The sequence below is a fragment of the Bacillus sp. m3-13 genome (assembly GCF_000175075.1).
Taxonomy (GTDB): Bacteria; Bacillota; Bacilli; order Bacillales; family Bacillaceae_I; genus Sutcliffiella_A; species Sutcliffiella_A horikoshii_C.
In genome coordinates this window covers 12,246-38,817 of record NZ_ACPC01000005.1, presented here as the reverse complement: position 1 = coordinate 38,817, position 26,572 = coordinate 12,246, and the positions used below count along the sequence as shown (strand labels likewise).

The following is a 26,572-nucleotide window of genomic DNA, read 5'->3' as shown; positions in this document are numbered from 1 at the left end:
AAAGAAACGTAGATAACTTTTCAACTGGGGATAGGAGAGGGAGTTAAAGATGAATAAATTATATGAGAGCATGTATGACTTGATCGTAGAAACCTCTACAAAGCTGCCTAAAGATGTGCGTCGTGCGATTGCGAAAGCAAAGCTTGGCGAAAGTGCCGGTACACGTGCAGCGATGTCACTTGCGACAATCACGAATAACATTACAATGGCAGATGAAAATGTGTCTCCAATTTGCCAAGACACAGGACTGCCTACATTTAAAATAAAAACACCTGTTGGCGTAAACCAACTCGAAATAAAAAAGGTAATTAAAGAAGCGATTGTTCAGGCAACAAAGGATGGGAAGTTGCGCCCGAATTCTGTGGACTCTTTAACTGGTGCAAACAGCGGGGACAACCTAGGCGATGGAGTTCCTGTCATTAAATTTGAACAATGGGAAAAAGATTATATTGATGCTCGTCTTATTTTAAAAGGAGGCGGCTGTGAGAACAAGAATATCCAGTACAGCTTGCCATGTGAGCTTGAAGGACTTGGTCGTGCGGGCCGTGACCTTGATGGTATCCGTAAATGTGTGATGCATTCTGTGTACCAGGCACAAGGACAAGGCTGTAGCGCCGGCGTTATAGGGGTTGGAATTGGTGGCGACCGTACTTCCGGTTATGAACTTGCGAAAGAACAACTTTTCCGTAGCCTTGATGATGAAAACACAGTACCTGAGTTGAAAGAACTTGAAGAGTATGTGATGGAAAATGCCAATAAACTCGGTATCGGAACAATGGGCTTTGGCGGCGAAACGACATTGCTTGGCTGTAAGGTTGGGGTTGCGCACCGTATCCCAGCAAGTTTCTTCGTATCAGTTGCTTACAATTGCTGGGCGTATCGTCGTCTAGGAGTGAAAATCAGTCCGGAAACTGGTGAAATCAATGAGTGGTTGTATCAAGAAGGGGAAATGATTGACTTCTCCAAAGAGTTGGCAGAGCAAGAAGAAGTGGCAGCAACTTCTGAAGCTAGTGAAATCGTTCTGGAAGCGCCGATTACGGAAGAGAAAATTCGTTCTTTAAAAGTGGGAGACGTGGTGCGCATCAATGGAAGAATGTACACTGGCCGTGACGCGATCCATAAACACTTAAGCGACAATGATGCACCAGTTGATCTAGACGGTCAAATCATTTATCACTGTGGTCCAGTTATGCTTAAAGATGACGAAGGAAACTGGCATGTAAAAGCAGCTGGCCCAACGACAAGTATTCGCGAGGAGCCTTACCAAGGAGATATCATGAAGCGCTTTGGTATCCGCGCTGTCATGGGTAAAGGCGGAATGGGTGCGAAAACGTTAAAGGCGTTAGAAGAGCATGGTGGCGTTTACTTAAATGCAATCGGCGGAGCGGCACAATATTATGCGGACTGTATCAAAGGTGTGGACGGTGTAGACCTGATGCAGTTTGGTATTCCAGAAGCAATGTGGCACTTGAATGTGGAGGGCTTTACAGCCGTAGTAACAATGGATTCCCATGGAAACAGCTTGCATGCGGATGTGGAGAAGTCTTCTTTAGAGAAGCTTACGCAGTTTAAGGATAGAGTGTTTAACTGATTTTTGTAGGATTGGCGGTTCGGTGACCATACTGGTTGCCGAGCCTTTTTTTGATTCTAGAGCGGGAATGGATGGAAGGTTGTGTCATTATTTCCCGGTAAATGTCGATTGGCATGTATTGCGGCAGTTTCGGACAGTATTTGGCTTCCTTTCGCTTGTATTTAGAGGATTTCCGCTTGTATTGGCCTGCACTTGGACAGTATTTCCTAATTTTTCGACAGTAAGTTAAATGCAGCCCCCAAATTGGAAAACAATACACCGTATCAAACCCTAATACCAAACGAAACATAATAGTAGCTAGTAATCATGGAAGGGAGGAAACATCATCATCATGCGAAAATTACTTCATATCCTAACCATAACTGTTGTTGCGCTTTTTGTTATTCCGCATTTAAGCCATGCGAACAACTATTCCACAACAACCCTGCACTGGGGATTCAAAAAGAGCCAAAACCACGAGCCTCCTGATGCAGGACATAAATACAATGAACTTTTAAGAAAACATAATGCTTTTTACGTTGGAGATACAAACAAAAAAGAAATATATCTTACCTTTGATAATGGCTATGAAAATGGATATACCGAAAAAGTATTGGACGTACTTAAAGAGAAAAAAGTACCTGCCGCTTTTTTCGTAACAGGGTATTACCTGAAAGATCAGCCTGAACTAGTCAAACGTATGGTCAATGAAGGACATATTGTTGGCAATCACAGCTGGCATCATCCTGATATGACGCAAGTAAACGATGTTCGCTTTAAAAAAGAACTCGACATGATCAAAGAAGAGTACAAGAACATTACAGGGCTAGATAACATGACATACCTGAGACCGCCTAGAGGAACGTTCAGTGACCGGACCTTGGCGCTTGCCAATCAGATGGGCTATCAGCATGTGTTTTGGTCCTTGGCATATGTTGATTGGTACACGGACCAGCAAAAAGGCTGGAGATATTCCTATGACAACATCATGGCGCAAATACATCCTGGAGCGATACTTTTACTGCACACGGTCTCCAAGGACAATGCAGAAGCAATGGAAAAGGTCATTGACGACCTTCGTAAACAAGGCTATGAATTCAAAAGTCTGGATGAAATTGCTGCAAAACATACTATTCCCAATCCCATATTGCTTATTCAAGAAAACTGACTCCTTTGCACTTTTGCAATGGAGTTTTTTCGTGTACTCTACTCCGCATATCAATTTTCAACTTCCCTTGTTTGGCAACACACCAGAAAGCCGTTATAATTGGGAAAGTATATTAAAGGACGGTGGGGAAATTGGTTAAAATAAAGATAAATGGACCATACAATTTTGACAGAGTGTTGCAACGGCTTTCCATTGATCCGCTAATGGCCATCCATTCAACAGAGCGTTTTGTAAAAGTCCCGATGTACCAAGAAGAATCACCGATTGTTGTAAAGGTACAGGCGACTGGTACGAAGCAGAACCCGAGCTTTGAATTATCCAGTAGTGCGATGGTAACCGAAAAGGAAATCCAGCACCTCAAGGCTATTTTCCAATGGGACAAACCGCTTCAAGAAATCAGTAACCATTTTGCCAAAACAGATCTCGCCACTATTTTCCAAGAGCACGAAGGGACGCCGCTCGTACTCGATTTTGATTTGTATCACTGCTTAATGAAATGCATTATCCATCAGCAGGTCAATATGAAATTTGCGCACACTTTGACACAACGGTTTGTTCATACATTCGGTTTTGAAAAAGAGGGAGTTTGGTTCTACCCGAAGCCTGAAGATGTTGCAACGCTTGACTACGAGCAAATCACAGAACTAAAAATGAGCCGCAGAAAAGCGGAATATATTATAGACACCTCCAAACTGATTGCAAGTGGAGAATTGCCACTATACAGCTTGGACAACATGTCAGATGAAGAGATTTTGAAAAAACTTATTAAAGTAAGAGGAATTGGCCCTTGGACTGTTCAAAACCTGCTTCTATTTGGACTCGGCAGGCCGAATCTATTTCCTATCGCAGATATTGGCATCCAAAATGCCTTGAAAAAACTAAAAGGACTCGACCAAAAGCCTACTGTTTTGCAGATGCAGGAGTGGGCGAAGGACTGGGAACCATATTTAAGCTATGCATCCCTTTATCTTTGGAGAAGCATCGAACCGCAAGTTGAGGAGTTAGTGAAATGAAAACGAAGAAACCATATAATAAGCAACAACAATCCAATGTCGATATGAAAGTGGGACAGACTTTTCCGCTTACGATTAAGCGTCTGGGAATTAATGGAGAAGGTGTGGGTTATTTTAAAAAGCAAGTTGTATTTGTCCCGGGTGCACTGCCAGAAGAAGTGGTTGTAGCGGAAGTGACAGATGTGAAAAACAAGTTTGCGGAAGCTAAAATTAAAAAGATCCGCAGCAAATCCCCACATCGAACCACACCGCCATGTCCGATTTATGAGCAATGCGGAGGCTGTCAGCTGCAACATCTGAAATACGATCAACAGCTGACCTTAAAGCGAGACATTGTCATTCAGTCATTGGAGCGTCACACGAAATTGAATGTTAGCAAACTAGACATCAAACCGACCATCGGCATGGAAGACCCGTGGTATTACCGAAATAAGAGTCAATTCCAGGTTGGCAAGCAAAAGGAGAAAGTGATCGCAGGCCTTTATGGTGCCAACTCGCACAAGTTGATTGATATCGATAATTGTATCGTCCAGCACAGTGCCACAACGGAAGTGACGAACACTGTCAAAAAGATTCTGCAGGACTTTAATATTCCTGTTCAAAATGAGAAAAAAGGGCAACCCTCTGTTCGCACCATCATGACAAGAGTAGGGTTTTCCACAGGGGAAATTCAGGTTGTTCTGATTACGACAGATGAAAAACTGCCTCGCAAACAGTTAGTAGTAGAAGAAATCCAAAAAAGTCTTCCAAAAGTGAAGAGCATCATGCAAAACGTAAACGGTAAAAAAACTTCCCTTATTTTCGGGGAAGAAACGATTCATTTGAGCGGAGAAAAAGTGATTCAAGAAACACTTGGAGATGTATCTTTTGAGCTGAGCGCACGCGCATTCTTCCAGCTCAACCCTGTCCAGACTGTAAAATTGTATGATTTGGTGAAAGAAGCGGCACAATTGACAGGAAAAGAAAAAGTCGTTGATGCATATTGTGGAGTCGGAACCATCGGACTTTGGCTCGCAGAAGGCGCCGGAGAGGTTCGCGGTATGGACACCATTGCAGAATCCATTGATGATGCGAAGGAAAACGCCAAACGCCATGGTTATACCAACATGAAATATGTTGCAGGTAAAGCGGAGAAATGGCTGCCAAGATGGGTAAAAGAAGGCTGGAGACCAGATACAATAGTTGTGGATCCACCACGTACAGGCCTGGACGAAACATTCATGAAGACCGTTCTTGACGTAGAGCCGAAGAATTTCGTCTACGTATCCTGTAATCCATCCACACTTGCCAAAGATATTCAGTTCCTTAGCAAAAAGTATAAAGTGGACTGGATCCAACCTGTGGATATGTTCCCTCAAACCGCTCATGTGGAGTGCTGTGCACTACTAACTTATGAGGGAAAATAAATAAAAGATGTAATAGTGAGTTAAGGGCCTTTCTAAGCAATTGAAAGGCTCTTTTGTTATAAAAAATTTAGACCAGAAGATTATATCTGTAAAGACATTTATCAAATTCTATAAGTGAAAAATGGGAGATTTTAGTGAACATGAGGTGAAAACTCATGCAAACTTTAAATAAATCGTGTACTATTAATCTATAAAAATAACTGTGGCGAGGTATTGACATGATAATGAAAAAGGAAATTACAGTAGGCGATGTTGATCTGAAATGGGATCTGGAAACTGGACAAGTCCTCTTTGATGGTGGAGACGTGGTATTCTTTTGGGTCTCCGCTATGAAAACATTTTTTGATACCATCAGGGAGATTTCGGGTATAGAAGCAACGAATCTGGTACTAGAAACCACAGGTTACCGTCAAGGAATAATCGTTGGCGAAGGATTTCGTGATTTAAAGAATATTAACATGAGCAACGTGGTTCAATGGATAAGAAACACGTATGCACCTGCCGGATGGGGAAAAGTTGAAATCATAAAAATGAATGAAGAGGAAAATACCTTTACCTTACATATACAAGATGACTGGGAATATAAGATGAACAGTCTGGATCATCACAAATTTACTGGCATCTTTGTGCCTTGTCACTATGCCGGAGTGTTTGCAGGGCTATTTGGGAGAAATTACTGGTATAAAATCATTCAGCACCAGAATGACCAAAATGTAAATACCATTGTGGAATACTATCCTTCCGATGTAAATGTAGAACACAATATACATGAGCTTTCTAGGAGGAAGGAAGCGGAGCAGATTTCCCAGCTTGAGAGAATGGTGGAAGAGAAAACAAAAATGCTGCAGGCACTCGTCAAGGAACTTTCTTCCCCGATGATTCCGGTACTCGATGGAATCGTGGTAGTACCATTAATTGGCACATTCGATGAAGACCGTGCAGAGGATCTGATTGAAAATACACTCACTAGATTGGGCGAATTCCAAACACAGTATCTGCTGCTGGATCTTACCGCCTTTAACAACGATATATCTGAATATACGGCAGATCTCATTGATAAATTGGGTTCCGCCGCAAAGCTCCTCGGCACAGAAGTTATCCTGGTGGGCATTTCTGCAAAACTTGCTATGGTCATCTCTAAAACCATGACCAATCTTAGGAAATATGAATGCCTGCAAACACTCCAGCATGGCATCTACTACGCCCTTGGCAAAAGCGGGCGTCGGGTCGTATAAACTACGCATTATTGAAGCTTATCAGGGACGATAGGCTTTTTTATTTTTGATACTGCTCTACAAGGGAATAAACACTGGCAATGTGAATACAGGGAAGTCTATAAAAAACAATTTAGGAGTATGGATAATTTCAAAATTGGTATAGTGCTATTCGTAGCAGAAGAGTCCTTTTCAGGGGGGATATATCGTCTGTTAATAAAATTTTAAAAGCGCACAATCTCTCCATTGAAATAATAGGGGTTCGTGATATCGAAGAGGCAATTAAGTGGATAAAAAAGGTTAATGGTGATGGATGGAGAAAAAATAATTCCACTAGGCAAGTGGAGAGCCTGCTACGCTCCTTACCCCATTTTCCATTGGAAAAAGACCACCGGCGAGCCGCTCTCATGGTATGCACACTACCGCTTCACATTCACATCCACCGGAGGCGCGCTCACAATTTCATAGGTGGCAGAGGCGAGCTCGACTTTTCCGTTACTCTGTTCGATTTCCTCCAGAATCCCGGTGAAAAGCGCATCTTTCATGATTCGGCGCTTTTTGTATTCCACCACATAACGGAGGGTGAACTGGACCCAGTTATCATTTACGGCTAACGTAACCATGGGTTTTGTTGTGGCATCCTCAATGACGAACTTCCGGTTCATCCTCTCCCAGTATTCCCCGGCATCTAGACTGTACTCTTCTGTTTTTTCCATGGCCATGTTGTAGATTAATTTCCTGGCATACGTATAATCACTCCCAAATCTAACGGGAATCGTAAGCTCATCCCATAAAAATGGGAAATCCGTGGAATAATTATACACGGGCTGGGTGTAAACGAAGCTGTTGGCAATTTTCACGATCCGGCCATTGTATAAGTCGCCATTTACCCATTGGCCGGCCTCCATCACCGTCGTTCGAAGGACCCCGATATCAATGACATCCCCGGTGACCCCACCGAGTTGCACCCGATCCCCTGTCTTGAACATACCGCCAACCAGGATGGTCAGCCATCCGGCAATACTTGCAATCACTTCTCGCAGAGAAAAGGCGATTCCTGCACTGGCCACCCCGAGAACCACCGTGATGCCACCAAGCATATCGCTGTAAAGAATTCCAAGGAAAATGACAGCGAGGATATACCCGAATATATTCATTGTCTTTCTCGTTTTATACCAGTTGCTGTGGTCCTTCACATAGCGCTGAACACTTTTTCTCAGCCCGGTAATGATAAAGGTGATTATGAGAATTCCCAGTAATGCAATCAGGAACTTGGTTATGGTCGTATTCGACAAGGTGTTATCCAGAAGTTCATTCATATGTCGTCTCCTCTAAAAGTCTTTATGTAAAACTAGTACCCGAGAGAAGAGGACGCAAACCAATTTGATGGGCCAGAAACTGAAGTAGCAAAAAAGGGGCGGATCGGGGACAGGAGAAAAAATAGCGCAACCTTGGGCAACATAAATAGGCAGCGAATTTCCTGAATGAAATTCACTGCCTTACCTGTCCCTTGCCTAGACCGCTTTTTCCTTTAATCGTACCTTTTGGGACATGGCATTATTGTAGATAATCCGTCTTAATCGCTGCAGGTCGCCCTTAAAAAGAAACTTTTTTGGCAGAATCACCGCTTTATTTTTGGATACATAGAAAAGGAACATTTCATCATATTCCTTGATGGTAATTATATCATCCCATTCAAAATAGGTTTCCGATCTCCTGACTTTCTGATGAATGCCGTCCTCGTTGATGGTAATGGAGATTTCACTTTTTATCAGAGTGTCACTTTTATATTCCTTGGCTGCACGCTTTTTAATCGCTAATGGTAAGATTGCAGTCAGGATACCCCACATTATAGGAATAAAAACGATGGAAAAAAGGATGTGGGAGTCCATAAATATGTATGTGAAACAGGCATAGGCTATAGAAACAATAATGGAGAGGATCCGCAACTGTTTTTTTGTATGATAAACATTGTAGGTTTGGTACATCTCCTGGCTGATTAATCCGCTGACTGACACTTCTTCTTTATTTTCCAAATTACCACTCCTTTTCCTTTATGGTAACATGAAAGGGCAAGGCGTGGTCAGCAAAATGATGAAAAAGATAAGTGCTTTTTTACTGGTATAAATGGTTGCGGTTTAAAGCCCGGGAGCAGAGATAGCCTCTGCTCATTCTCCTACAAGGATAGGGGTTTCAGGGCGCTCGTTTCATCCACATGAATGAACGCATCATACCGATCCGACATCCGGGAGGGTACGTAATTTCCGTACTGTTCCGCCTCCGGGTGATAGACGACGCCGATCGCACGGTGGCCGATGGTTTCCTGGAAAAGGTCCCGGTTTTCTTCGGTGAACATAAGGTATTTATTATTGGCTCCAGAATGGTGAAGAATCGCTTCCCAGCTGTCTGATCTTGCAGCAGGAACCTTCATCTTCTGATAAGTTTCTCCCCATCTATCCGCTGCAATGACGGAGCCCTGATACGTTCCGAAACCAACTGCATAGACATTCCCGCTTCCATACTTCTCCCGTGCCAGCTGTCCGACATTGACCATTCCTTCTCTTGCCATGCTGGTGGCCCGTGCATCCCCGATATGGGTGTTGTGCTCCCAGATGATTCCTTTGGCTTCCTTGCCATAATAGCTCTTGATATAATCAAGCGACTCGACCATATGCCTGTCCCTGATATTCCAGGATTCACTGTCATTGGTGACCATTGTATGGTAGTAAGACTCGGCATTCCTTGCAACAAGGGAGTTCACCTGCATATTTAACGAGGACTCCGGATCATTTCCGTAGGTTTTCCTGTTCTTTTGGATGGTGTGAAAAATATCGGATATCTGTTGCAGGCAATCCTCTTCATAAAAGGCGGAGGATATCGCATACTTTTCCGCTTGCCGGTGATAAGGTTCGAAGCAGTCAAATGCATTCTTTGCCTTTTCCACATCCGGTGAATCGATCTTTTCCAAATAAGAAATGATCGCCTCCATCGACTCCCAAAGGCTGTAGACATCCATGCCGTAAAATCCCACCTTCTTCTCCTGTGCTGCCTGTTTTTCATTAAAGGAGAACAGCCAGTCGATGAGGGGAAGGATCTCCTCGTTGGCCCACATCCAGGTCGGCCAGCGGTTGAAAGCTTTTACAGCATCCCTGCTGCTTGTAATCTCCGGGGCATTTCCCTTAATATAGCGGTTCACTTCAAAGCAGGATGGCCAGTCCCCTTCCACAGCCACAAAGGAAAAACCATGGTCCTCTATCAGCCTTTTCGTGATCTCCGCCCGAATCGAATAGAACTCAGAAGTCCCATGGCTCGCTTCCCCGAGCAGGACATACTGGGCATCAGCTGCCCTTTTAATCAAAGGCTCCAAATCATCCGTATTGGTAAAAGGTGCAGCATGCTGGCGGATTGACTCCGTCAGGTTTGTATGAACTTTTAGCATCAACATCACCCCCTCCTGCTCTTACTATTCCCGCAAATAGGAAACTAAAAATAAAAGGTTGGACAGTGTATCAAACACCCATCCAACTTTAGCGCTGCCGCTTACTCGCCTTTCAAAGGCAGCTCCCTGCCCGTCGCTCCCACGGAATCCACCGTAACATCCTTATCCATGTGTCTAGTGTTCTCCCGATGATTATTCTCATCCCCGCCAAGATAATGGGACTTATGCTTCTGCTGTATCTTATTGAACTTATCGAAATTTTCATTAACCAATAGCTGTTCCTCCTTCATATACGGATAACAATCCCTAGTATGAATAGGGGAGGGGATTATTATGCGTGTTGGAGGAAGAGCAGGGGCGCGAATGTTGTCAAAATATACGTGTTAAGCAAAAGGCCCGGCAACACGTCAGGCGATGCTGGAAAATCAGGGCATGGAGAGGAACGGAAGAAGTATTATTACGGTAACCGAAATGTCACAATAACAGGTAAATTAGTTACAATGAAGAGCTGAAAGTTACAATAACCTCCAAAAAAGTTATAATATCCATCAAAAAGTTGCAATCATAACATATGTTCAGGGAAATGGGAGTAAAGATTCTCCAATTATTTTGATGAGGGAAAGGAATAAAAGAGAAGTCCCCTTCGAATTGAAAAAAGGGACTCCTAAAAGTTAATTTTAAGATTGAGCGACGAACGATTGTGGAACATTATTAATTGGACATTTCTTGTATTAAACAATAAACTCACAGCACCAAATGTGTTCCACATATACTTAGGACATGTGGAAAGTGTCGCTGTCATGCATATTAAATCATAGTTATATTTGTAGGATAGAGGAGCGGGAGTTAACCTGTCCCTCTTTTTTGTTATACCAAGGGCAGTGAAAGGTATTGCATATCTGATGTTAGTAAATTCTATTCTGCTTTATATAAATATCCTCCATCCGTTGCAATATGCTATTAAGCTAAGTAAACTGTATATATGAAAATGATTTCATGTACTTGAACAGTGGAGTGATCGTTAAGTGGCTACCATATCAGATGTTGCAAAATTATCAGGATTATCGAAGGCAACGGTTTCCCGTGTAATAAATAATCATCCTTATGTTTCTGAAAAGAAGAGAGCGCTAGTACAAAAAGCAATGAAAGAGCTTGGATACACACCCAACCCTTCCGCAAGAAGGCTGAGAGGTCAGTTAACAACGACATTAGGCGTGATTGTCCCCCGAATTGTGAATCCATTCTTTGCACATTTAATAAACGCTATTGAGCAAGCAGCCTATAAAAAGGGTTATCAAGTTTTGATTTGTCAGAGTTATGAAGATAAACAAAAAGAATTAGCATTCTTAGATTTATTAAAAACAAAGCAAGTAGACGGAATTGTTATGACTTCAATTGAAAATGATTGGGCGGTTGTATCGTCATATAATGAATATGGGCCTATTATGTTATGTAATGATTACGTAAATCAAAAAGAAGTTCCAATGATTCGCCTTGATCAATTAAAAGGAGCTTATACAGGTGCGAACCATTTAATTGAACGGGGGCATCAAAAAAATAGCATACTGTACAGGTGGATTATTTGATGAAGAGGGAAAAGGGAAAGATCGTAATCAGGGGTTTCAAAAAGCACTAAGTGAGGCGGGAATTAAGATTAATCCAAAATGGATTTTTATTGATCAACATACGATTGAAGACGGAAAACACGTACTAAGGCAGATTTTAGAGATGGAAGATCGCCCAACTGCTATTTTTACCGGGAGTGATCAAGTGGCAGGTGGAATTATCTTGGAAGCAAAAGATCATGGTTTAACGATTCCTGATGACTTAGCTGTTATTGGGTTCGATGATCAACCAATTGCCGAAATAGTAAATCCTAAATTAACCACCATTCGCCAACCTGTTGATCTTATGGGAGAACAATCAATAAATATTATGATTCAAATGCTAGAGAATCCAGAAATGGAGATAAGAAATTACGAGCTTCCAATAGAATTAGTTGTACGACAATCGACATAATGTGTAAGTGCTCCGTAATTTAACAAAACAAAGTGAAACCTATGGATTGTTTCACTTTGTTTTGATAGACGGATTCCGGGCGATTGTGGTATTTAGGAGTATTTTTGAGTGTTCTGTATAATTTTGGAATGTAGCAATGTCCAAGAAAGCGTTGACAGATTTTGAAAATGAAAAGTATAATAAAAGACAGAAAACGGTTCCATAACCAAAATGGATTTTTAAAGTATAGGTTAATAGTCGATGCAAGACATTTTTTTTCTTGTTAAATGAAACCGATATCATATACACGCCAGTGTTGAGGTTGTCCTGTTGGTTTGAATGTAACAAAGTAACGTTGCATAATTACTAGCTTTATATAACTGCATATTTTTTTGAAGGGTTATGAAACCGATATCATAACTAGAATTTATTTTATGGAGGAAACAACATGGAAAAGAAATGGTGGCAAAAGGAAGTAATCTATCAAATTTATCCGAAGAGTTTCTATGATTCAAATAATGATGGAATAGGAGATATTAAAGGCATTACGCAAAAACTAGATTATTTACAGTCATTAGGAATTACGATGGTATGGATTTGTCCTATTTACAAATCACCTATGGCTGATAATGGATATGATATTTCAGATTACTATCAATTAAATCCAGAGTTTGGAGAAATGAAAGACCTGGATGAGTTAATTGATAAGGCTAGTGAAAAAGGGATGAAGGTTGTCCTTGATCTTGTTATCAATCATACTTCGGATGAACATCCATGGTTTCAAGATCTACTTCAGCATCCAAAGACAAGTAAGTATAGAGATTATTATATTTTGAAATCAGGAGAAAATGGTCAACCTCCTACTAACTGGCGCTCTGTTTTTGGTGGAAGTGTATGGGAGCCTTTGCCTAATACAGATGAGTATTATTTCCATTCATTTGATGTGAAGCAACCCGATTTAAATTGGGAAAACAAAGAAGTCAGAGAAGCGTTATATAAAATGGTGAATTACTGGCTGGACAAAGGGATTGCTGGTTTTAGGGTAGATGCAATAACATTTATTAAGAAAGATCAAAACTATGGCAATCTTCCTGCTGATGGAGTCGATAGGCTTGTCAAATGTACTAAGAAGGCCCGTAATCAGCCAGGAATTGAAGAATTTTTACATGAATTAAATGACGAAACATTTTCTAAATATAATTGTGTAACAATTGGCGAAGCTCCAGGGGTTCCTTATGAACAATACGGGGATTACATCGGCGACAATGGATACTTCTCAATGATTTTTGATTTTAGATATGCAGACCTTGATGTTGCTTCTGGAAGTGAGTGGTTTAGAAGAGTTGATTGGAATGTACTAGATTTCAAGAATTTACTCTTTACGAGTCAAAAGGAAATCCAAAAAGCTGGTTGGGGAGCGAACTTTTTAGAGAATCATGATCAGAACAGATCGATCAGCAAGTATATAAAAGAAGAGGAGAACCGAAACTTTCATTCAGCGACCATGCTGGGAGCAATGTTTTTCTTTCTTCGGGGAACACCTTTTATCTACCAAGGTCAGGAAATTGGCATGACAAACTTTGAACGTAAAAATATTGAAGAGTTTGATGACATCTCGAGCATTGATCAATATTACCGTTCTATGAAAGAAGGCTTTAGTGAAGAAGAAGCACTTTACTTTATTAATTTACGAAGCCGTGATAATTCTAGAACACCATTTCACTGGAGTAACAAGGAATATGGTGGGTTCTCAGAAGTTAAGCCTTGGTTAGGGATGAACGAGAATTACACAAAGATCAATGTGGAACAACAAGAGCAAGATCCTAATTCAATTTTGCAGTTTTATAAAGAAATGATTAAAGTTAGACAGTCGAGCGATGCAAATCAATGCTTAATATATGGAGGAATTGAACCTATCTTAGAAAATCATCCGACAATTGTTGCCTATAAACGAAAGCTCGGGAATGAAGAAGTTGTTTGCTATTTCAACTTTTCGTCTAAGGATCAAAAAGTTGAATTTGAACATGGTAATTATGATGTTCTCTTAAACAATCACAAAGAAGAACAAGAGTCCCTATTCGAACCATTATCTTCATTAAAACCTTACCAAGCACTAATACTCCAAAAGAAAGAAGCGGGTTACAATGAGTGAAAATAAATACGAACGTATAGGAAAAGAACTGATTCAAGTCATCGGCGAAGATAATATAGAATCGTATGTTCATTGTGCAACAAGACTACGATTTTCTGTTAAAGATCGGAAAAACATTGATGATGAGGCCATTGAAAAAATAGATGAGGTGAAAGGCGTATTTTATAATGCTGGTCAATATCAGGTTATTTTAGGTACTGGAACTGTCAATAAAGTCTATTTGGCTTTAAGAGGAGGTCGGCAGGATGAAGAGGTGGAGCAAGAGTCCTCGTCTTCTAATAATGAAAAGGGAATTAGGAGGGCTGTTCGAACGTTAGCTGATATCTTTATTCCAATTATCCCGATTATTGCTGCAACGGGTTTATTCCTTGGTCTAAAAGGTGTTTTGACAAGTGATGCGTTCTTAGGGTTAATTGGAAAGAGTATCAATGACATTCCTGAATATCTTTTAACACTAATATCTGTTCTAACAGATACAGCATTTGCTTTTTTGCCAGCTTTAATCTGTTGGTCTGCTTTTAGAAAATTTGGTGGTATGCCTATTATAGGTTTTGTACTTGGATTAATGCTAGTTTCTCCTGCACTGCCAAATGCATATGCAGTAGCAGACATTAACAGTGGGGTAGAACCTATAAATGCTTTTGGTTTCATCCCGATTGTTGGGTATCAAGGTAGTGTGTTAACAGCTTTAGTTGTGGGGTTCCTTGGAGCGAAACTTGAGAGAAAGTTACGCGCTGTCATGCCAAATGCATTAGACTTAATCTTTACTCCGTTCTTTGTTTTGCTTTCTATGATGATTGCTGGTTTACTAATTTTAGGACCGTTGTTACATTTACTAGAAGCGGGATTAGTAACAGTTGTAACCCAGCTTATAGATATTCCTCTTGGTATTGGAGGATTATTGATTGGCTTTATTTACCCATTAGCGGTTATGACGGGGATGCACCATTTGTTTATTATGATTGAAACTACTATGCTTGCTAACACGGGCTTTAACCCTTTAATTACTCTATGTGCGATGTACGGCTTTGCCAATGCTGGTACATGTTTAGGGATTACAGTGAAAGCGAAAAAAAGTACAGTAAAGGTTACAGGATTGAGTGCAACAGCTACACAATTACTCGGTGTTAGTGAGCCAGCTTTATTTGGTGTCGTTATGAGGTATAGCATGAAACCGCTTTATGTTATGCTTGCCTGTTCAGCTGTAGGAGGTGCTATTCTCTCACTATTAAATGTTCAAGCAAATTCATACGGATTAGCTGTTGTTCTTTCCCCCCTCATGTACATTTATGATTGGAGTCAGCTCCTTGCATATCTTGTTGTTTCTATAATCATTTTTGTGGCTGCATTTATCCTTACTTATTTATTTGCTGTACCAAAAGAGGTAATGGTTGAAGAGGACGAGGTTAATGTTAGGAAAGCAGTTTAATTCCGAAGATATGTTAGATAAAGACGAGTTGCAGTTGCAATTCGTTTTTTTCATGTTCACCTAGTATGCTCAATCAAATATCTACCATTGTCTACTATAAGTGTGTGTATACAGCTTGCTTCTAAATTGTAAACAATAACCCTTATCTGAACAAATATGAGAAAGGGGTAAATCAAATTGCTAAAAAAAAGCACTGATTGTCTTTACTATTATAGGACTGCTTACTGCTTGGCAATAAAGATGAGGCAGGTAAAGAAACTAAAAATGCTGCTAGTAAGGAACAAGCGCAAGCGAAGGAAATGACTAATAGAGTAGATTTCACTACAGCTGAAGAATTAGAAGAAATGGATATGGACTCCAAGGACTTCAATTGGGAAGACATTTATTTGTCAGAGCAAACGTTTAATGACCTTTTATACAGTTTTACCAAACAAAACGATCAAGGGGATGTACTGCTGCATAGGGCACAGTTAGTAGAATGGGACACGGTGGAGCTGGTTATTAATAATTCTGAAGGCGATTCACTTGAAAATTCCCTCCAGGCTGTATTTCTTGATTCATCTTTATTTTTTGATGAAAAGTTAGGTTTTTCTGAAAATGTTAAAACTATCTGATGGAATAATTCGTCGTATAACTGGGTAAGTACCATTATTATGAAGATAGGTTATTCTTTTTAGAAAAAGGCCTTTCGTTTCGGAGAGTGAAATATGTATGAGAGTTAAAGAGAAATTGCCATATTTATTACTGTTGTTGTTGCTGCCTTTACTAGGTATAATCTATACAGTTTTAAACGAAGCGAAAAGAAAAGCAACAAAGATCGATTTGCCTATTGATAACGAAATACCTTTTATAGAAGTGTTTGTCGTCCCGTATATCATCTGGTATCTATTTGTTTTTGGCTATTTAGTGTATTTTTGCTTTAAAGATACGGGAGTGTATGTGAAAACTCTAATTACCATTGTCATTGGAGAATTCATATGCTTTCTTATCTACTTTTTCTTCCAGACGACTGTTCCTAGACCGACCATTGAAGGGAATGGATGGTCTGTTTGGTTAGTAAAATACATTTACGCTCACGATCAACCAGTAAACTGTTTTCCTAGTATTCATGTATTGACAACATACGCTATTATGCTAGCTAGTTTTCATATAAAATCTAAATCTAAGCTGAATACCGGGTTTATTCATGTTATGGGAAGTCTTATTATTTTATCCACATTGTTCATTAAGCAACATGTCATCCTTGATATGGTTGCATCCATGTTCCTGGTTGCCTTTATATATGGTACTGTTTTTGAGGTGTATAAAGTACATGTCGCCGCCAAGAGAAAAGGCAATGTGCAAGGGATATAAAGATTGAACTTTCATAATATATAAGCTTCAGTATTTCATATTGTGCAAAAGTTCTTCCTCATGTTAAAGTGTCAAAATAAACTTCATACGAATTCCTTATATATCTATGGTGATATGGACCATAAGTCTCTACCTGGCAACCTTAAATTGCCGGACTATAAGGAAAGTCATTCTATGCATGAAAAGTGTATGGGGCTTTCTTTATATTGGGAGAAGGTCACATACGCTTTTTTATTTTTCTCTGGAGGAAGTCTGACATCATACGACGATATAGGAATTTAAGCAATCGTTGAAGAGAACACATCACTGGGAGGTATCTTGCATTGAGTTTTATTTATGGCGTTTTTTCTTTGATGGGGGTCCTGTTTTTGGCCTGGCTATGTAGCAGCAATCGTTCTGCGATTAATTGGCGCACGGTCATTGTAGGGATAATCATTGAATTTTTGCTTGTTTTGTTCGTTTTGAAGGTTCCTTTTGGACAAACCATCCTGAAGAAGGCGGCGCTCGGTGTTCAGAAGGTCATTGATTATAGCACAGAAGGCATCATGTTCGTCTTCGGGGGTTTTTTTTGGGGAAGGAACCAACATCACCTTCGTTTTTGCGATTAATGTTCTAGGCGCGATCATTTTTATTTCTGCACTCATTTCTGCGCTCTACTATTTGCGCATCATTCCCTTCTTTGTAAAATATATCGGGATTGGGCTTGGCAAGGTTTTAGGTACAACAAAGGTGGAATCGTTCAATGCGATTGGCAACTCCTTTTTGGGCTTGGCGGAAGCTCCGTTATTAATCAAGCCTTATCTAATCAAACTGACCCGGTCAGAGGTTTTTGCTGTCATGGTTGGAGGAACCGCGTCGGCAAGCGGGGCGATACTGATAGGATATTCCTTGATGGGAATTGATATGAAGTTCCTGCTTCTTTCCGTTTTCAGTGTGCCGATCGTTTCCCTCGTGATTGCCAAAGTGATGGAGCCTGAAACAGAGGAATCGCAAACAAATGGCGATATCTCGCTAGGAAAGACCACGCATACCAATGTATTTGAAGCAATCGCAGATGGTGCATTAAACGGTACAAGGCTGGCCATCAATATTGGGGGACTCCTGATTGCTTTTATTGGAATCCTTGCACTGGTCAACGGCCTGCTTGGTCTGCTCCACACAGAGCTTTCCACCGTTTTCGGCTATGTTTTCTATCCCTTAGCATTGCTGATCGGCATTCCGATGGATGAAGCATTCAGGGCAGCTTCCATTATAGGTACCAAACTCTCTGTCAACGAGTTTGTCGCGTTCAATGAGCTTTCGGCAATCATGGATGACCTTTCACCAAAAACAGTGGCCATTTTATCCGTTGCGCTTTGCAACTTCGCCAATCTGTCATCCATCGGACAATTGATTGTTGGACTAGGTTCCCTCGAGCCCACCCAACAAAAGACCGTATCCAAATTAAGCTTCAAGGCAATCGTGGCAGGAACCCTGGCAAGCTTTATTACAGCCATTATTATTAGCATCTTTTTATAAGAATCATATTTGATAGCGCTTGGTTTTAAGCTGAACAGGTGGTATATTGTTGGGAGAGACATGAGGACAAGCACCTTAAACAAACTAACTAACAGGTTATTCACATAGAAAGAAGAAGGAGTTAATTACATGACTAACAACGATATACTAATTAGACTAAGATACGCTTTAGATATTAAAGACAACGACATGGTTGAGATCTTTAAGCTTGGTGACATTGACGTGACGAAAGAAGAAGTCCAAATGATACTTACCAAAGAGGTGGATAGCTATGACTATGACACCGAGGAAGAGTACGAGCAGGCCCTGGAGGATGAAGAAATCCTCCCTATCAACAACAACAAGCTTGAGTCTTTCCTAAACGGTTTGATTATTTTCAAAAGAGGCAGACAGGAACCAAAGCCCGGCCAACCAGCCAAAGCCCCATTTTCCAATGAACCGGCAAACAATATTCTTCTGAAAAAAGTAAAGATTGCCCTTGCGTTAACAACAGATGATATTATCGACATTATTGGAGAAGCTGGTGTGACAATAACGAAGGGTGAATTGGGAGCTTTTTTACGTAAAAAAGGGCACAAGAATTATAAGACATGCATGGACAAATATGCGAGAAACTTCTTAAAAGGTTTGGCACTTAAATACCGCGATTAATACACCTAATAAAACAGCACTTTCCTGAAGAAAAGAGGAGAGTGCTGTTTTTTGTCGAAATGATGAGAAAGGCCAATTACATAAAAGGGGATTTTAACATGAAGAAATTGAGAGTAGGTATTATTGGTACAGGATTTGGCGCAAAAGTTCATGCACCTGTGATGCAAAGTCATCCAGGGTTTGAGGTAGTGTCGATTGCAAGTGTATCCCGCGGCAGGCTGGATGAAATTCAAGAGGAAACAGGCATCAAAAAAGTTTATGGAAACTGGGAAGAAATGCTGGAGACAGAAGAATTGGATTTGGTTTCCGTTGCTTCGGCGCCATTGTTACACCATGATATGGTGGTAAAAGCATTTGCGAGCGGCAATCACGTACTATGTGAGAAACCTATGGCTTTTGATTCGATTGAGGCAGAGAAGATGATACAGGCAAGAGATGCGGCTGGGAAATTGGGCTGGATCAATTTTGAGTATCGTTTTTTACCTGCAAGGCAAAAGGTTAAAGAAATCATTTCAAGTGGGAAAATTGGCAAAGTGCTACATGTGAATTTCTCTCTGAACATTGCAGGATATGAAAGGTATGCAACGAGTAAACGCGGTTGGTTAAGCCAAAAGGATCAAGCCGGCGGAATGCTCGGAGCAGTTGGTTCTCATTTAATTGATTCTCTATTGTGGTGGACAGATGGGAAAGTGGAATCTGTTTCAGGTCAGCTGACAACTCATGTACCGGAATTCGTAGATGAAAATGGTGAGAAGGAAATCCGAACTGCGGATGATGCTTTTCAGGCGATGGGAACATTCGTAGGCGGGGGCACTTTTAACATTGGTTCGAACATTGCTGTTCGCCATGCAGAAGGATGGGAGCTAGAAGTTTACGGAACAGAGGGCACAATTAAAATGTTGCAGGACAACAAGGTTCTAGTTGGGATCGGGAATGGTCCTTTGGAAGAAGTGGATATAGAGGAAGCTTTGTCGGTACCTGAGGGGATGAATCCGGTTGCTGCTGGGTATTTCAACGCTTTTTATCGCTCGTTGGATGAGGTGTACAAAGCTCTGTCAGGAGACGAGATGAACCCTCATTTGCCAGTTTTGGAGGATGGGTATGGGGTTCAGGTCGTGATGGATGCAATTCGCCGGTCTGATGAGGAGGGGAGAACGGTTTTATTAGAATACTAATATAGTAGTGGTGGTGCAGTTGCTGTTTGGCGGCTGCACTTTTACATTTTATGGGTTCTATAAGACGCTTGGGGTTGATTAAGGATTGCTTCGGTCGTATAGAAGCGTTCTATATGACGTTTCTAGCTGAATAGGGGTTGCTTCGGTCGTATAGAAGCGTTCTATACGACGTTTCGAGGTAAATAGGGGTTGCTTCGGTCGTATAGAAGCGTTCTATACGACGTTTCGAGGTAAATAGGGGTTGCTTCGGTCGTATAGAAGCGTTCTATATGACGTTTCGAGGTAAATAGGGGTTGCTTCGGTCGTATAGAAGCGTTCTATACGACGTTTCGAGATGAAAAGGGGTTGCTTCGGTCGTATAGAAGCGTTCTATACGGCGTTTCGAGCTGAATAAGGATTGCTTCGGTCAAATAGAAGCAGCCTATAAAACATTTTTCTAGTAAGCTCTATTTAAATTATAGAAATGATCTTTGTTATAATGCAAAAAGGAGGGATACTATGAACATACACAACTTCCAAAACCATATAAATAAAAAAATACTCCAAAGAGGTTATGACTATTTCCTAGACGGATATATCCTAGAAACCTATCTTATTGAAGAGAATAAATATGTCTTCCAAGTGGATGGGACAGAAATATATGAAGTAAAAGTCCTATTAAATGACAATGATGACATCACCCATTCCGAATGTGTCTGTCCGTTTGACTATGAGGCCATTTGTAAGCACCAGGTTGCAGCTTATTATAAAATAGTTGAATTGAAAAGAAACGGAGAATACCCCTCTGACCAGAACAGTCAAACCAACTTACATTCAGTATTAAATGATCTATCTAAGAAAGAATTAATTAAAATTATTGAGGAACTGACAGAAAAAGATTTAGCTTGGAGAGATACTTTGCTGGTGAGATATGCTACCGGAGATGAAAAACATGACTTGGAAAGATGCAGAAAACTAATTGCTTCGATTGTGAGAAAATATACAGAAAAAGGCTTTATTAATTTTAGGCGCGTATCTTCTTTTACAAGAGAATTGGAAGAAGTTTTACAACAGATATACCGTACTAAGGATATTCTATTGGCATTGGATTTAGCTTTTTTATTACTACGAGAAGCTATGAAAGCTTTCCAATATGCAGATGATTCTGATGGAGATATAGGTAATTTAGTTACGGAAACAATGGAAGCTATTGAGGATACAATTCTCAGAGAGTCATTGACTACTGAACAGCGAACAAAAGCATTCCATAAGCTTATAGATCTTAGTGAGAGTAATATTTTCGAGGGATGGGAAGATTTCCAAACCGACTTATTATCCATTGTTTCAGACTTAGCTACAACAAATGAACTTAGAGAAAAACTTACCGCTTATATTTATGAAATAATAGAAACGAATGAAGAAGACAGCTATAAAAAATATTATAGTGAAAGACTTCTCAACATCCTATTTTCACTGATAGAAGAACATGGTGATGAGAGCGAAGTAGAAAGCTTTATGCAAGAGAATCTGAAGTACTCCTCTTTTAGAGAGAAACTCATTGAGAAACACTTTGAAAACATGGAGTATGAAAAAATCATAAACCTAACATTGGAAGCAGAAGCAAAGGATAAAACCCTTGCAGGACTAGTGATACAATGGAAGAAAATTAGGTATGAAGCTTATAAAAACTTATCGTTAAAAAATGAACAGTTACTCTTAGCAAAAGAACTTCTCTTACATGGTGAGTTTGAATATTATGAGGAATTGAAAGGCCTTAATGATAGTGAGCATACATCATTTTATCAAGATATAAAATCAGAATTGAAAGAGGCCCAGAGTTGGTCAGCACAAGGTGTTTTTCTCAAACTAATCGAAACAGAAAACGATAATGCCGAGATTTTGGAGTATGTAAAAAGGAATCCGCAAAGGATTGAAAATTATACGAAAAGACTAGTGGATGAATTTCCGGATGAAGTAAATGAGCTATATGTACAATATATCCTTGGACAAGCCAAAAGCTCTTCCAACCGTAAGCAATATCAACAAGTCTGTAAAGTTCTCCGTCAATACAAAAAAATTAGCGGAAGAGAGAAACAGGAAAGCATCATACAAGACCTCCAGCAATTGTATTCTAATAGACCGGCGTTTATGGATGAATTAAATAAAATCTAAATTAAGAAAAAACATGAAACCCCACCAAGGGATTTCATGTTTTTTTCTTAATCACTCCTGGAATTAGAAGAGAAATGATCCCACCTATAAATATTCCCAATAATTAAAAAAGTACAGGCGATACCAAAAGAGTGCTAGTGATAGCGCTTACAATAAAATCATTCCCCACCATATAATTAAGAGGTAATCAAATTAATGAAACAAGCCATTACAAAGGGGGAGCTACAAATGAAGAAGACTTGGAAAGCTATGTCATTATTACTGGTTTTAATGCTTTTTACAGCTATGCTTGCAGCGTGCAACAGCAGTACAGGGGGAAGCGGCAGTGTAAGTGTGGGAATTGTTTTGCCAACAAAGGATGAGCCTAGATGGGTTCAGGACGAGCAACGTTTTAAAGACGCGTTAAAGGATTCTGACTATACAACTGAGATTCTCTTTAGCCAAGGATCTTCCGCAAAGGAAAAAGAGAATGTTGAAACATTGATCAACAAAGGAATTGAAGTGCTGATTATCACTCCTCAAGATGGAGATGCAGCAGCTGCAGCAGTGGAAGCGGCGAAAAAAGAAGGAATCACGGTTATCTCTTATGACCGTTTAATTACAAACACAGATGCAGTCGATTATTATGTAACATTTGATAGCGTGGCAGTTGGTGCTGCACAAGGGCAATATCTGATTGATAACGTTCAAGGTTCTGGTGTACCACTTTACTTATATGCAGGTGCAGCTTCTGATAACAATGCATTCTTGTTCTTTGAGGGAGCTTGGAAAACATTACAACCGAAAATTGCAGATGGTACATTCAAGATTGCAAACTCCAGTGAAGCGGAAGCGTTAAAAGATACAGCGGAACTTACTCGTGACCAAATGAGTAAAATCCTAGGTCAGGTTACGACAAACTGGGATCCAAACGAAGCGAAAAACAAAGCACAAACGCATCTGACAGCTGTTGGTGCAGATATGAAAGGTGACGTGGCAGTACTTGCACCAAATGACGGTACAGCCCGTTCTATCGCAGATGTATTCGGAACAGACGGTGAAGTTTCAAGCTTCTTGGTAACAGGTCAGGATGCGGAAAAAGCGTCCATCCAATACATCATTGATGGAAAACAATCGATGACGGTATTCAAAGACGTGCGTACATTAGTGACGGATGCTATGGGAATCGCGGTAGAAATCCTAGACGGAAAAACACCTGAAACAACAGGTTCTTACGATAACGGAGAAGTAGAAGTAAAAGCGAAACAAACAGATGTCATCGTAGTGGACGAGGAGAATGTAAAACAAGAACTAATCGACTCTGAATACTACGAAGCAAGCGAATTTACAGGATTATAAGTCAAAGTTATTATCGTTTAAAGCATATTTCTCTGTAGATTGCAGTGAAAGGTGTGAGACTCCTGCGGGAGGAAGGGACATGGGAGACCCCACAGGCGAAGCCGAGGAGGCTCCCGGACCGCCCGCGGAAAGCGAACACCTGGAACGGAAATCTACAGAAGTTGACTTAAATACTTCGCGAAATAGTGATGGCAACTTTATCACTATTTCGCCATTGTCATTGCTTTTGTTAAGGGGGGAAAAGGATGGGCAACTATATACTCGAGATGAATGATATCTCTAAAGAATTTACAGGAGTCAAAGCGCTGAGTAATGTGAATTTCAAAGTTGAAGAAGGTGAAATTCACTGCTTAATCGGGGAGAATGGAGCAGGTAAATCCACGCTGATGAAGGTGCTGAGCGGAGTGTATCCTTTTGGAACATACGATGGAGATATCGTATTTGAAGGAAATGTTCAGCAATTTAACAAAATCAGTGACAGTGTAAATACCGGCATAGCCATCATCTATCAAGAACTTGCATTGTTTCCGGATCTAACAGTCTATGAAAATATTTTTGCTGGAAATGAAATGAAGCTTGGTGGAGTGATTGATTGGAACAGAACGATTGTGGAAGCAAAAAGATTATTGCGGAAAGTAAAGCTCGACGTTAACCCTGACACACTTGTCAAAGATTTAAGTGTGGGGAAACGCCAACTAGTGGAAATAGCCAAAGCGTTAAGTAAAGAAGTTAAACTTCTTATCTTGGATGAGCCTACTGCAGCACTAAATGAAGACGATAGTGAAAACTTGTTGGAACTACTAAAAGAACTAAAAACGCAAGGAATTACTTGTATCATGATTTCACATAAGCTGAAAGAGGTAATTAGCATCGCAGACAAAGCAACAGTCATCCGTGATGGTAAGACAATCTGTACGCTCGATGCTTCCAAATCTGAAATCACTGAAAGTGTCATCATCAAGAACATGGTAGGAAGAGAAATTGAAGACATCTATCCAAAAAGGGAAAAGAAAGTAGCCGGAGAGAATGTACTTGAACTTAACAACTGGTCCGCCTATGATCCGCAACTCGGAAGACAGGTAGTAAAGAACGTCAACCTTCATGTGAAAAAAGGAGAAATCGTCGGCATCGCAGGTCTGATGGGATCGGGAAGAACGGAGCTTGCTCTCAGCATATTTGGGAACGCCAAATCCTACAAAATTCAAGGCGATATGATGTGGAATGACACTCCTACTACACTTAAGCATACTAGTGATGCAATAAAGGCCGGAATCGCCTATGTCACAGAGGACCGCAAAGATGATGGGCTTTTCCTTTTGCAGGATATTAAGAGCAATATTTCTGCAGCAAATTTAAATGGGATAGCCTCGCAAGGTGTTATAAACGACAATGAGGAAATTAAGGTCGCAGAACAATATAAACAATCTCTTCATATTAAAGCTTCTTCTTTGGAGCAACTTGTAGGAAATCTAAGTGGCGGTAACCAGCAGAAGGTGTCTATTGGAAAGTGGCTGTTTGTCGGTCCAAAGCTGCTAATTTTAGACGAACCGACACGCGGCATCGATGTTGGGGCAAAATTTGAAATCTATACTGTGATGAACAAGCTTATAGATGAGGGACTTAGTATCGTGATGATCTCCTCTGAGCTTGGAGAGGTACTTGGCATGAGCGATAGAGTCTATGTCATGGCACAAGGAGAAATTAAAGGGGAATTGGAAATAGAAGATGCGGACCAAGAAAAAATTATGGAGCTTGCGACGCAATAGGGGGTCTTACAATGAATGTTATTCAAGAAGCAAGAACGCTAATTCATGAAAACATCCGTGACTACGGAATGTATATAGCATTATTTGTCATTATATTAACTTTTACGTTTATGACAGACGGCTTATTTATGTCGTCCCGTAATATTAGTAATCTACTGGACTCGGCAGGGTATATAGCCGTACTGGCAGTTGGGATGACGCTCGTTATCGTAATCCGCCATATCGATCTTTCCGTTGGATATGCTGCTGGGTTCCTTGGGGCAATTGCAGCTATCTTGCTTACACAAGCAGGAGTATCTGTATGGGTAACCATTCCAGTGATTTTACTATTAGGAGTTGCAGTTGGATTATTTAACGGAGTGCTTATCGCTTCAATTGGGATTCCATCCTTTGTAGCCACTCTTGCTGGAATGCTTATATTCCGTGGGGCTTTGCTGCAGGTGACAGAGAAAACGGGTACCATCATCATTCAGGATGATACTTTTAATGCTATTGGTAACGGCTATATCCCTTCCCTCGTGGAAGTAAACGGTTTGCATTTGTTATCTCTGTTAGTCGGGTTAGTCGGTATTTTGCTTTACATCTACAGTGAAATCACAACACGCAGAAATAAAATAAAATATGATTTTGAAGTCGTCTCCAAGCCGATTTTTGCCCTGAAACTATTCTTTGTCTCTGCCATAATAGGTTATATAACTTGGATTCTTGCAGGCTATAATGGTTTCTCCTGGACCGTTATCATCATTTTATTAGTAGTGGTAGTTTATCATTTTCTAACAACGAAAACAGTGCTTGGCCGCCATATTTATGCAGTCGGAAGTAACCCGGAAGCGGCACATTTAAGTGGGATCAATGTGAAGAAGATTACTTATATTGTCTTTGGATCCATGGGAATGCTTGCAGCACTTTCTGGTATTCTTTTTACTGCCCGTTTACAATCTGCGACAACCACTGCGGGTACCCTTTTTGAACTAGATGCCATCGCTGCCGCTTATGTAGGCGGAGTATCTTCTGCTGGTGGTGTGGGAAAAGTGACAGGTGCCATAATCGGTGCGGTTGTAATGGCATCCCTATCCAACGGGATGAATTTGCTTGGCGTAGGTATTTCCTATCAATATATGATTCGTGGAGGAGTTCTTGCCGGAGCAGTAATCTTTGATGTGATGACTCGTAAAAAAAGATAATGAACAAATATAAAAACTTGCTATCCCTGTTGATTCCCTTAATCAAC

Annotated in this window: 23 protein-coding genes and 1 riboswitch; of the genes, 19 read left to right on the top strand and 4 right to left on the bottom strand. The window is 40.5% G+C overall.

Annotated elements, in window-relative coordinates:
- Positions 1-49 precede the first annotated feature (49 nt).
- The 5 genes from M313_RS0100980 to M313_RS26040 all read left to right on the top strand — a co-directional run bounded on the left by M313_RS0100980 (position 50) and on the right by M313_RS26040 (position 6,392).
- Positions 50-1,591, top strand: a complete 1,542-nt coding sequence (locus M313_RS0100980) for a fumarate hydratase (RefSeq protein ID WP_010191614.1) — start codon at positions 50-52, stop codon at positions 1,589-1,591.
- 331 nt (positions 1,592-1,922) lie between these two features.
- Positions 1,923-2,738, top strand: coding sequence for a delta-lactam-biosynthetic de-N-acetylase (gene pdaA / locus M313_RS0100975; protein ID WP_010191612.1), 816 nt, complete (start codon positions 1,923-1,925; stop codon positions 2,736-2,738).
- 131 nt (positions 2,739-2,869) lie between these two features.
- Positions 2,870-3,751: a DNA-3-methyladenine glycosylase family protein gene (locus M313_RS0100970; protein ID WP_010191611.1), complete on the top strand. Its 882-nt coding sequence runs from the start codon at positions 2,870-2,872 to the stop codon at positions 3,749-3,751.
- Positions 3,748-5,157, top strand: coding sequence for a 23S rRNA (uracil(1939)-C(5))-methyltransferase RlmD (rlmD, locus tag M313_RS0100965; RefSeq protein WP_010191610.1), 1,410 nt, complete (start codon positions 3,748-3,750; stop codon positions 5,155-5,157). The genes M313_RS0100970 and rlmD overlap by 4 nt, the downstream gene beginning before the upstream one ends.
- Positions 5,158-5,375: 218 nt before the next feature.
- Complete coding sequence (locus M313_RS26040) at positions 5,376-6,392, top strand: STAS domain-containing protein (protein WP_010191609.1); 1,017 nt, start codon at positions 5,376-5,378, stop codon at positions 6,390-6,392.
- A 398-nt stretch (positions 6,393-6,790) separates the two neighbouring features.
- On the opposite strand, the gene M313_RS0100955 is transcribed toward M313_RS26040, so the two are convergent.
- The 4 genes from M313_RS0100955 to M313_RS25650 form a co-directional block, all read right to left on the bottom strand.
- Positions 6,791-7,666: a mechanosensitive ion channel family protein gene (locus M313_RS0100955; protein WP_234946521.1), complete on the bottom strand. Its 876-nt coding sequence runs from the start codon at positions 7,664-7,666 to the stop codon at positions 6,791-6,793.
- A 219-nt stretch (positions 7,667-7,885) separates the two neighbouring features.
- Entirely contained in the window at positions 7,886-8,407 is a 522-nt protein-coding gene (locus tag M313_RS0100950) for a YcxB family protein (RefSeq protein ID WP_010191606.1), read from the bottom strand.
- A 140-nt stretch (positions 8,408-8,547) separates the two neighbouring features.
- Positions 8,548-9,810 (bottom strand): erythromycin esterase family protein, encoded by a 1,263-nt coding sequence (locus tag M313_RS0100945; protein ID WP_010191605.1) that lies wholly within the window; start codon positions 9,808-9,810, stop codon positions 8,548-8,550.
- 101 nt (positions 9,811-9,911) lie between these two features.
- A complete protein-coding gene (locus M313_RS25650; RefSeq protein ID WP_010191603.1) occupies positions 9,912-10,082 on the bottom strand; it encodes a hypothetical protein in 171 nt (56 codons plus the stop codon).
- Positions 10,083-10,835: 753 nt separating this feature from the next.
- On the opposite strand from M313_RS25650, the gene M313_RS26725 reads away from it, so the two are divergent.
- The 14 genes from M313_RS26725 (at position 10,836) to M313_RS0100870 (ending at position 26,525) form a co-directional block, all read left to right on the top strand.
- Positions 10,836-11,396: a LacI family DNA-binding transcriptional regulator gene (locus M313_RS26725; protein ID WP_326929572.1), complete on the top strand. Its 561-nt coding sequence runs from the start codon at positions 10,836-10,838 to the stop codon at positions 11,394-11,396.
- The gene (locus tag M313_RS26720) at positions 11,347-11,829 is read left to right on the top strand and encodes a LacI family DNA-binding transcriptional regulator (protein ID WP_326929571.1); all 483 of its coding nucleotides are present in this window, start codon (positions 11,347-11,349) and stop codon (positions 11,827-11,829) included. The genes M313_RS26725 and M313_RS26720 overlap by 50 nt, the downstream gene beginning before the upstream one ends.
- A gap of 427 nt (positions 11,830-12,256) precedes the next feature.
- A complete protein-coding gene (locus tag M313_RS0100930; RefSeq protein ID WP_010191601.1) occupies positions 12,257-13,960 on the top strand; it encodes a glycoside hydrolase family 13 protein in 1,704 nt (567 codons plus the stop codon).
- Positions 13,953-15,389: a PTS transporter subunit EIIC gene (locus M313_RS0100925; RefSeq protein ID WP_010191600.1), complete on the top strand. Its 1,437-nt coding sequence runs from the start codon at positions 13,953-13,955 to the stop codon at positions 15,387-15,389. The genes M313_RS0100930 and M313_RS0100925 overlap by 8 nt, the downstream gene beginning before the upstream one ends.
- 299 nt (positions 15,390-15,688) lie before the next feature.
- A complete protein-coding gene (locus tag M313_RS0100915; RefSeq protein WP_010191599.1) occupies positions 15,689-16,003 on the top strand; it encodes a hypothetical protein in 315 nt (104 codons plus the stop codon).
- Positions 16,004-16,100: 97 nt separating this feature from the next.
- A complete protein-coding gene (locus tag M313_RS22310; RefSeq protein WP_010191598.1) occupies positions 16,101-16,742 on the top strand; it encodes a phosphatase PAP2 family protein in 642 nt (213 codons plus the stop codon).
- A 76-nt stretch (positions 16,743-16,818) separates the two neighbouring features.
- Positions 16,819-16,920, top strand: a riboswitch (purine riboswitch).
- 175 nt (positions 16,921-17,095) lie between these two features.
- Entirely contained in the window at positions 17,096-17,350 is a 255-nt protein-coding gene (locus M313_RS26210; RefSeq protein ID WP_234946525.1) for a Na+ dependent nucleoside transporter N-terminal domain-containing protein, read from the top strand.
- Positions 17,250-18,260, top strand: a complete 1,011-nt coding sequence (locus M313_RS22305) for a NupC/NupG family nucleoside CNT transporter (RefSeq protein WP_010191597.1) — start codon at positions 17,250-17,252, stop codon at positions 18,258-18,260. The genes M313_RS26210 and M313_RS22305 overlap by 101 nt, the downstream gene beginning before the upstream one ends.
- 129 nt (positions 18,261-18,389) lie before the next feature.
- A complete protein-coding gene (locus tag M313_RS0100900) occupies positions 18,390-18,911 on the top strand; it encodes a YehS family protein (RefSeq protein ID WP_010191595.1) in 522 nt (173 codons plus the stop codon).
- Positions 18,912-19,009: 98 nt separating this feature from the next.
- Positions 19,010-20,086, top strand: a complete 1,077-nt coding sequence (locus tag M313_RS24430) for a Gfo/Idh/MocA family protein (RefSeq protein WP_050780612.1) — start codon at positions 19,010-19,012, stop codon at positions 20,084-20,086.
- Positions 20,087-20,584: 498 nt separating this feature from the next.
- A complete protein-coding gene (locus M313_RS0100890) occupies positions 20,585-22,237 on the top strand; it encodes an SWIM zinc finger family protein (protein WP_010191591.1) in 1,653 nt (550 codons plus the stop codon).
- A gap of 228 nt (positions 22,238-22,465) precedes the next feature.
- The gene (locus M313_RS0100885) at positions 22,466-23,575 is read left to right on the top strand and encodes a sugar ABC transporter substrate-binding protein (protein ID WP_029326270.1); all 1,110 of its coding nucleotides are present in this window, start codon (positions 22,466-22,468) and stop codon (positions 23,573-23,575) included.
- A 245-nt stretch (positions 23,576-23,820) separates the two neighbouring features.
- Complete coding sequence (locus M313_RS0100875; RefSeq protein WP_010191588.1) at positions 23,821-25,341, top strand: ATP-binding cassette domain-containing protein; 1,521 nt, start codon at positions 23,821-23,823, stop codon at positions 25,339-25,341.
- A gap of 11 nt (positions 25,342-25,352) precedes the next feature.
- A complete protein-coding gene (locus M313_RS0100870; protein WP_010191587.1) occupies positions 25,353-26,525 on the top strand; it encodes a sugar ABC transporter permease in 1,173 nt (390 codons plus the stop codon).
- Positions 26,526-26,572 lie beyond the last annotated feature (47 nt).

What these genes read in the sequence shown, in the direction of transcription:
- M313_RS0100930 (WP_010191601.1), top strand. Translation starts at nt 12,257, where the DNA reads ATGGAAAAGAAATGGTGGCAAAAGGAAGTAATCTATCAAATTTATCCG.
- M313_RS0100915 (WP_010191599.1), top strand. Translation starts at nt 15,689, where the DNA reads ATGACTAATAGAGTAGATTTCACTACAGCTGAAGAATTAGAAGAAATG.
- rlmD (WP_010191610.1), top strand. Translation starts at nt 3,748, where the DNA reads ATGAAAACGAAGAAACCATATAATAAGCAACAACAATCCAATGTCGAT.
- M313_RS0100890 (WP_010191591.1), top strand. Translation starts at nt 20,585, where the DNA reads ATGAACATACACAACTTCCAAAACCATATAAATAAAAAAATACTCCAA.
- pdaA (WP_010191612.1), top strand. Translation starts at nt 1,923, where the DNA reads ATGCGAAAATTACTTCATATCCTAACCATAACTGTTGTTGCGCTTTTT.
- M313_RS0100885 (WP_029326270.1), top strand. Translation starts at nt 22,466, where the DNA reads ATGAAGAAGACTTGGAAAGCTATGTCATTATTACTGGTTTTAATGCTT.
- M313_RS24430 (WP_050780612.1), top strand. Translation starts at nt 19,010, where the DNA reads ATGAAGAAATTGAGAGTAGGTATTATTGGTACAGGATTTGGCGCAAAA.
- M313_RS0100945 (WP_010191605.1), bottom strand. Translation starts at nt 9,810, where the DNA reads ATGCTAAAAGTTCATACAAACCTGACGGAGTCAATCCGCCAGCATGCT.
- M313_RS0100925 (WP_010191600.1), top strand. Translation starts at nt 13,953, where the DNA reads ATGAGTGAAAATAAATACGAACGTATAGGAAAAGAACTGATTCAAGTC.
- M313_RS26210 (WP_234946525.1), top strand. Translation starts at nt 17,096, where the DNA reads ATGGGGGTCCTGTTTTTGGCCTGGCTATGTAGCAGCAATCGTTCTGCG.
- M313_RS26040 (WP_010191609.1), top strand. Translation starts at nt 5,376, where the DNA reads ATGATAATGAAAAAGGAAATTACAGTAGGCGATGTTGATCTGAAATGG.
- M313_RS0100900 (WP_010191595.1), top strand. Translation starts at nt 18,390, where the DNA reads ATGACTAACAACGATATACTAATTAGACTAAGATACGCTTTAGATATT.
- M313_RS0100980 (WP_010191614.1), top strand. Translation starts at nt 50, where the DNA reads ATGAATAAATTATATGAGAGCATGTATGACTTGATCGTAGAAACCTCT.
- M313_RS22310 (WP_010191598.1), top strand. Translation starts at nt 16,101, where the DNA reads ATGAGAGTTAAAGAGAAATTGCCATATTTATTACTGTTGTTGTTGCTG.
- M313_RS0100870 (WP_010191587.1), top strand. Translation starts at nt 25,353, where the DNA reads ATGAATGTTATTCAAGAAGCAAGAACGCTAATTCATGAAAACATCCGT.
- M313_RS0100875 (WP_010191588.1), top strand. Translation starts at nt 23,821, where the DNA reads ATGGGCAACTATATACTCGAGATGAATGATATCTCTAAAGAATTTACA.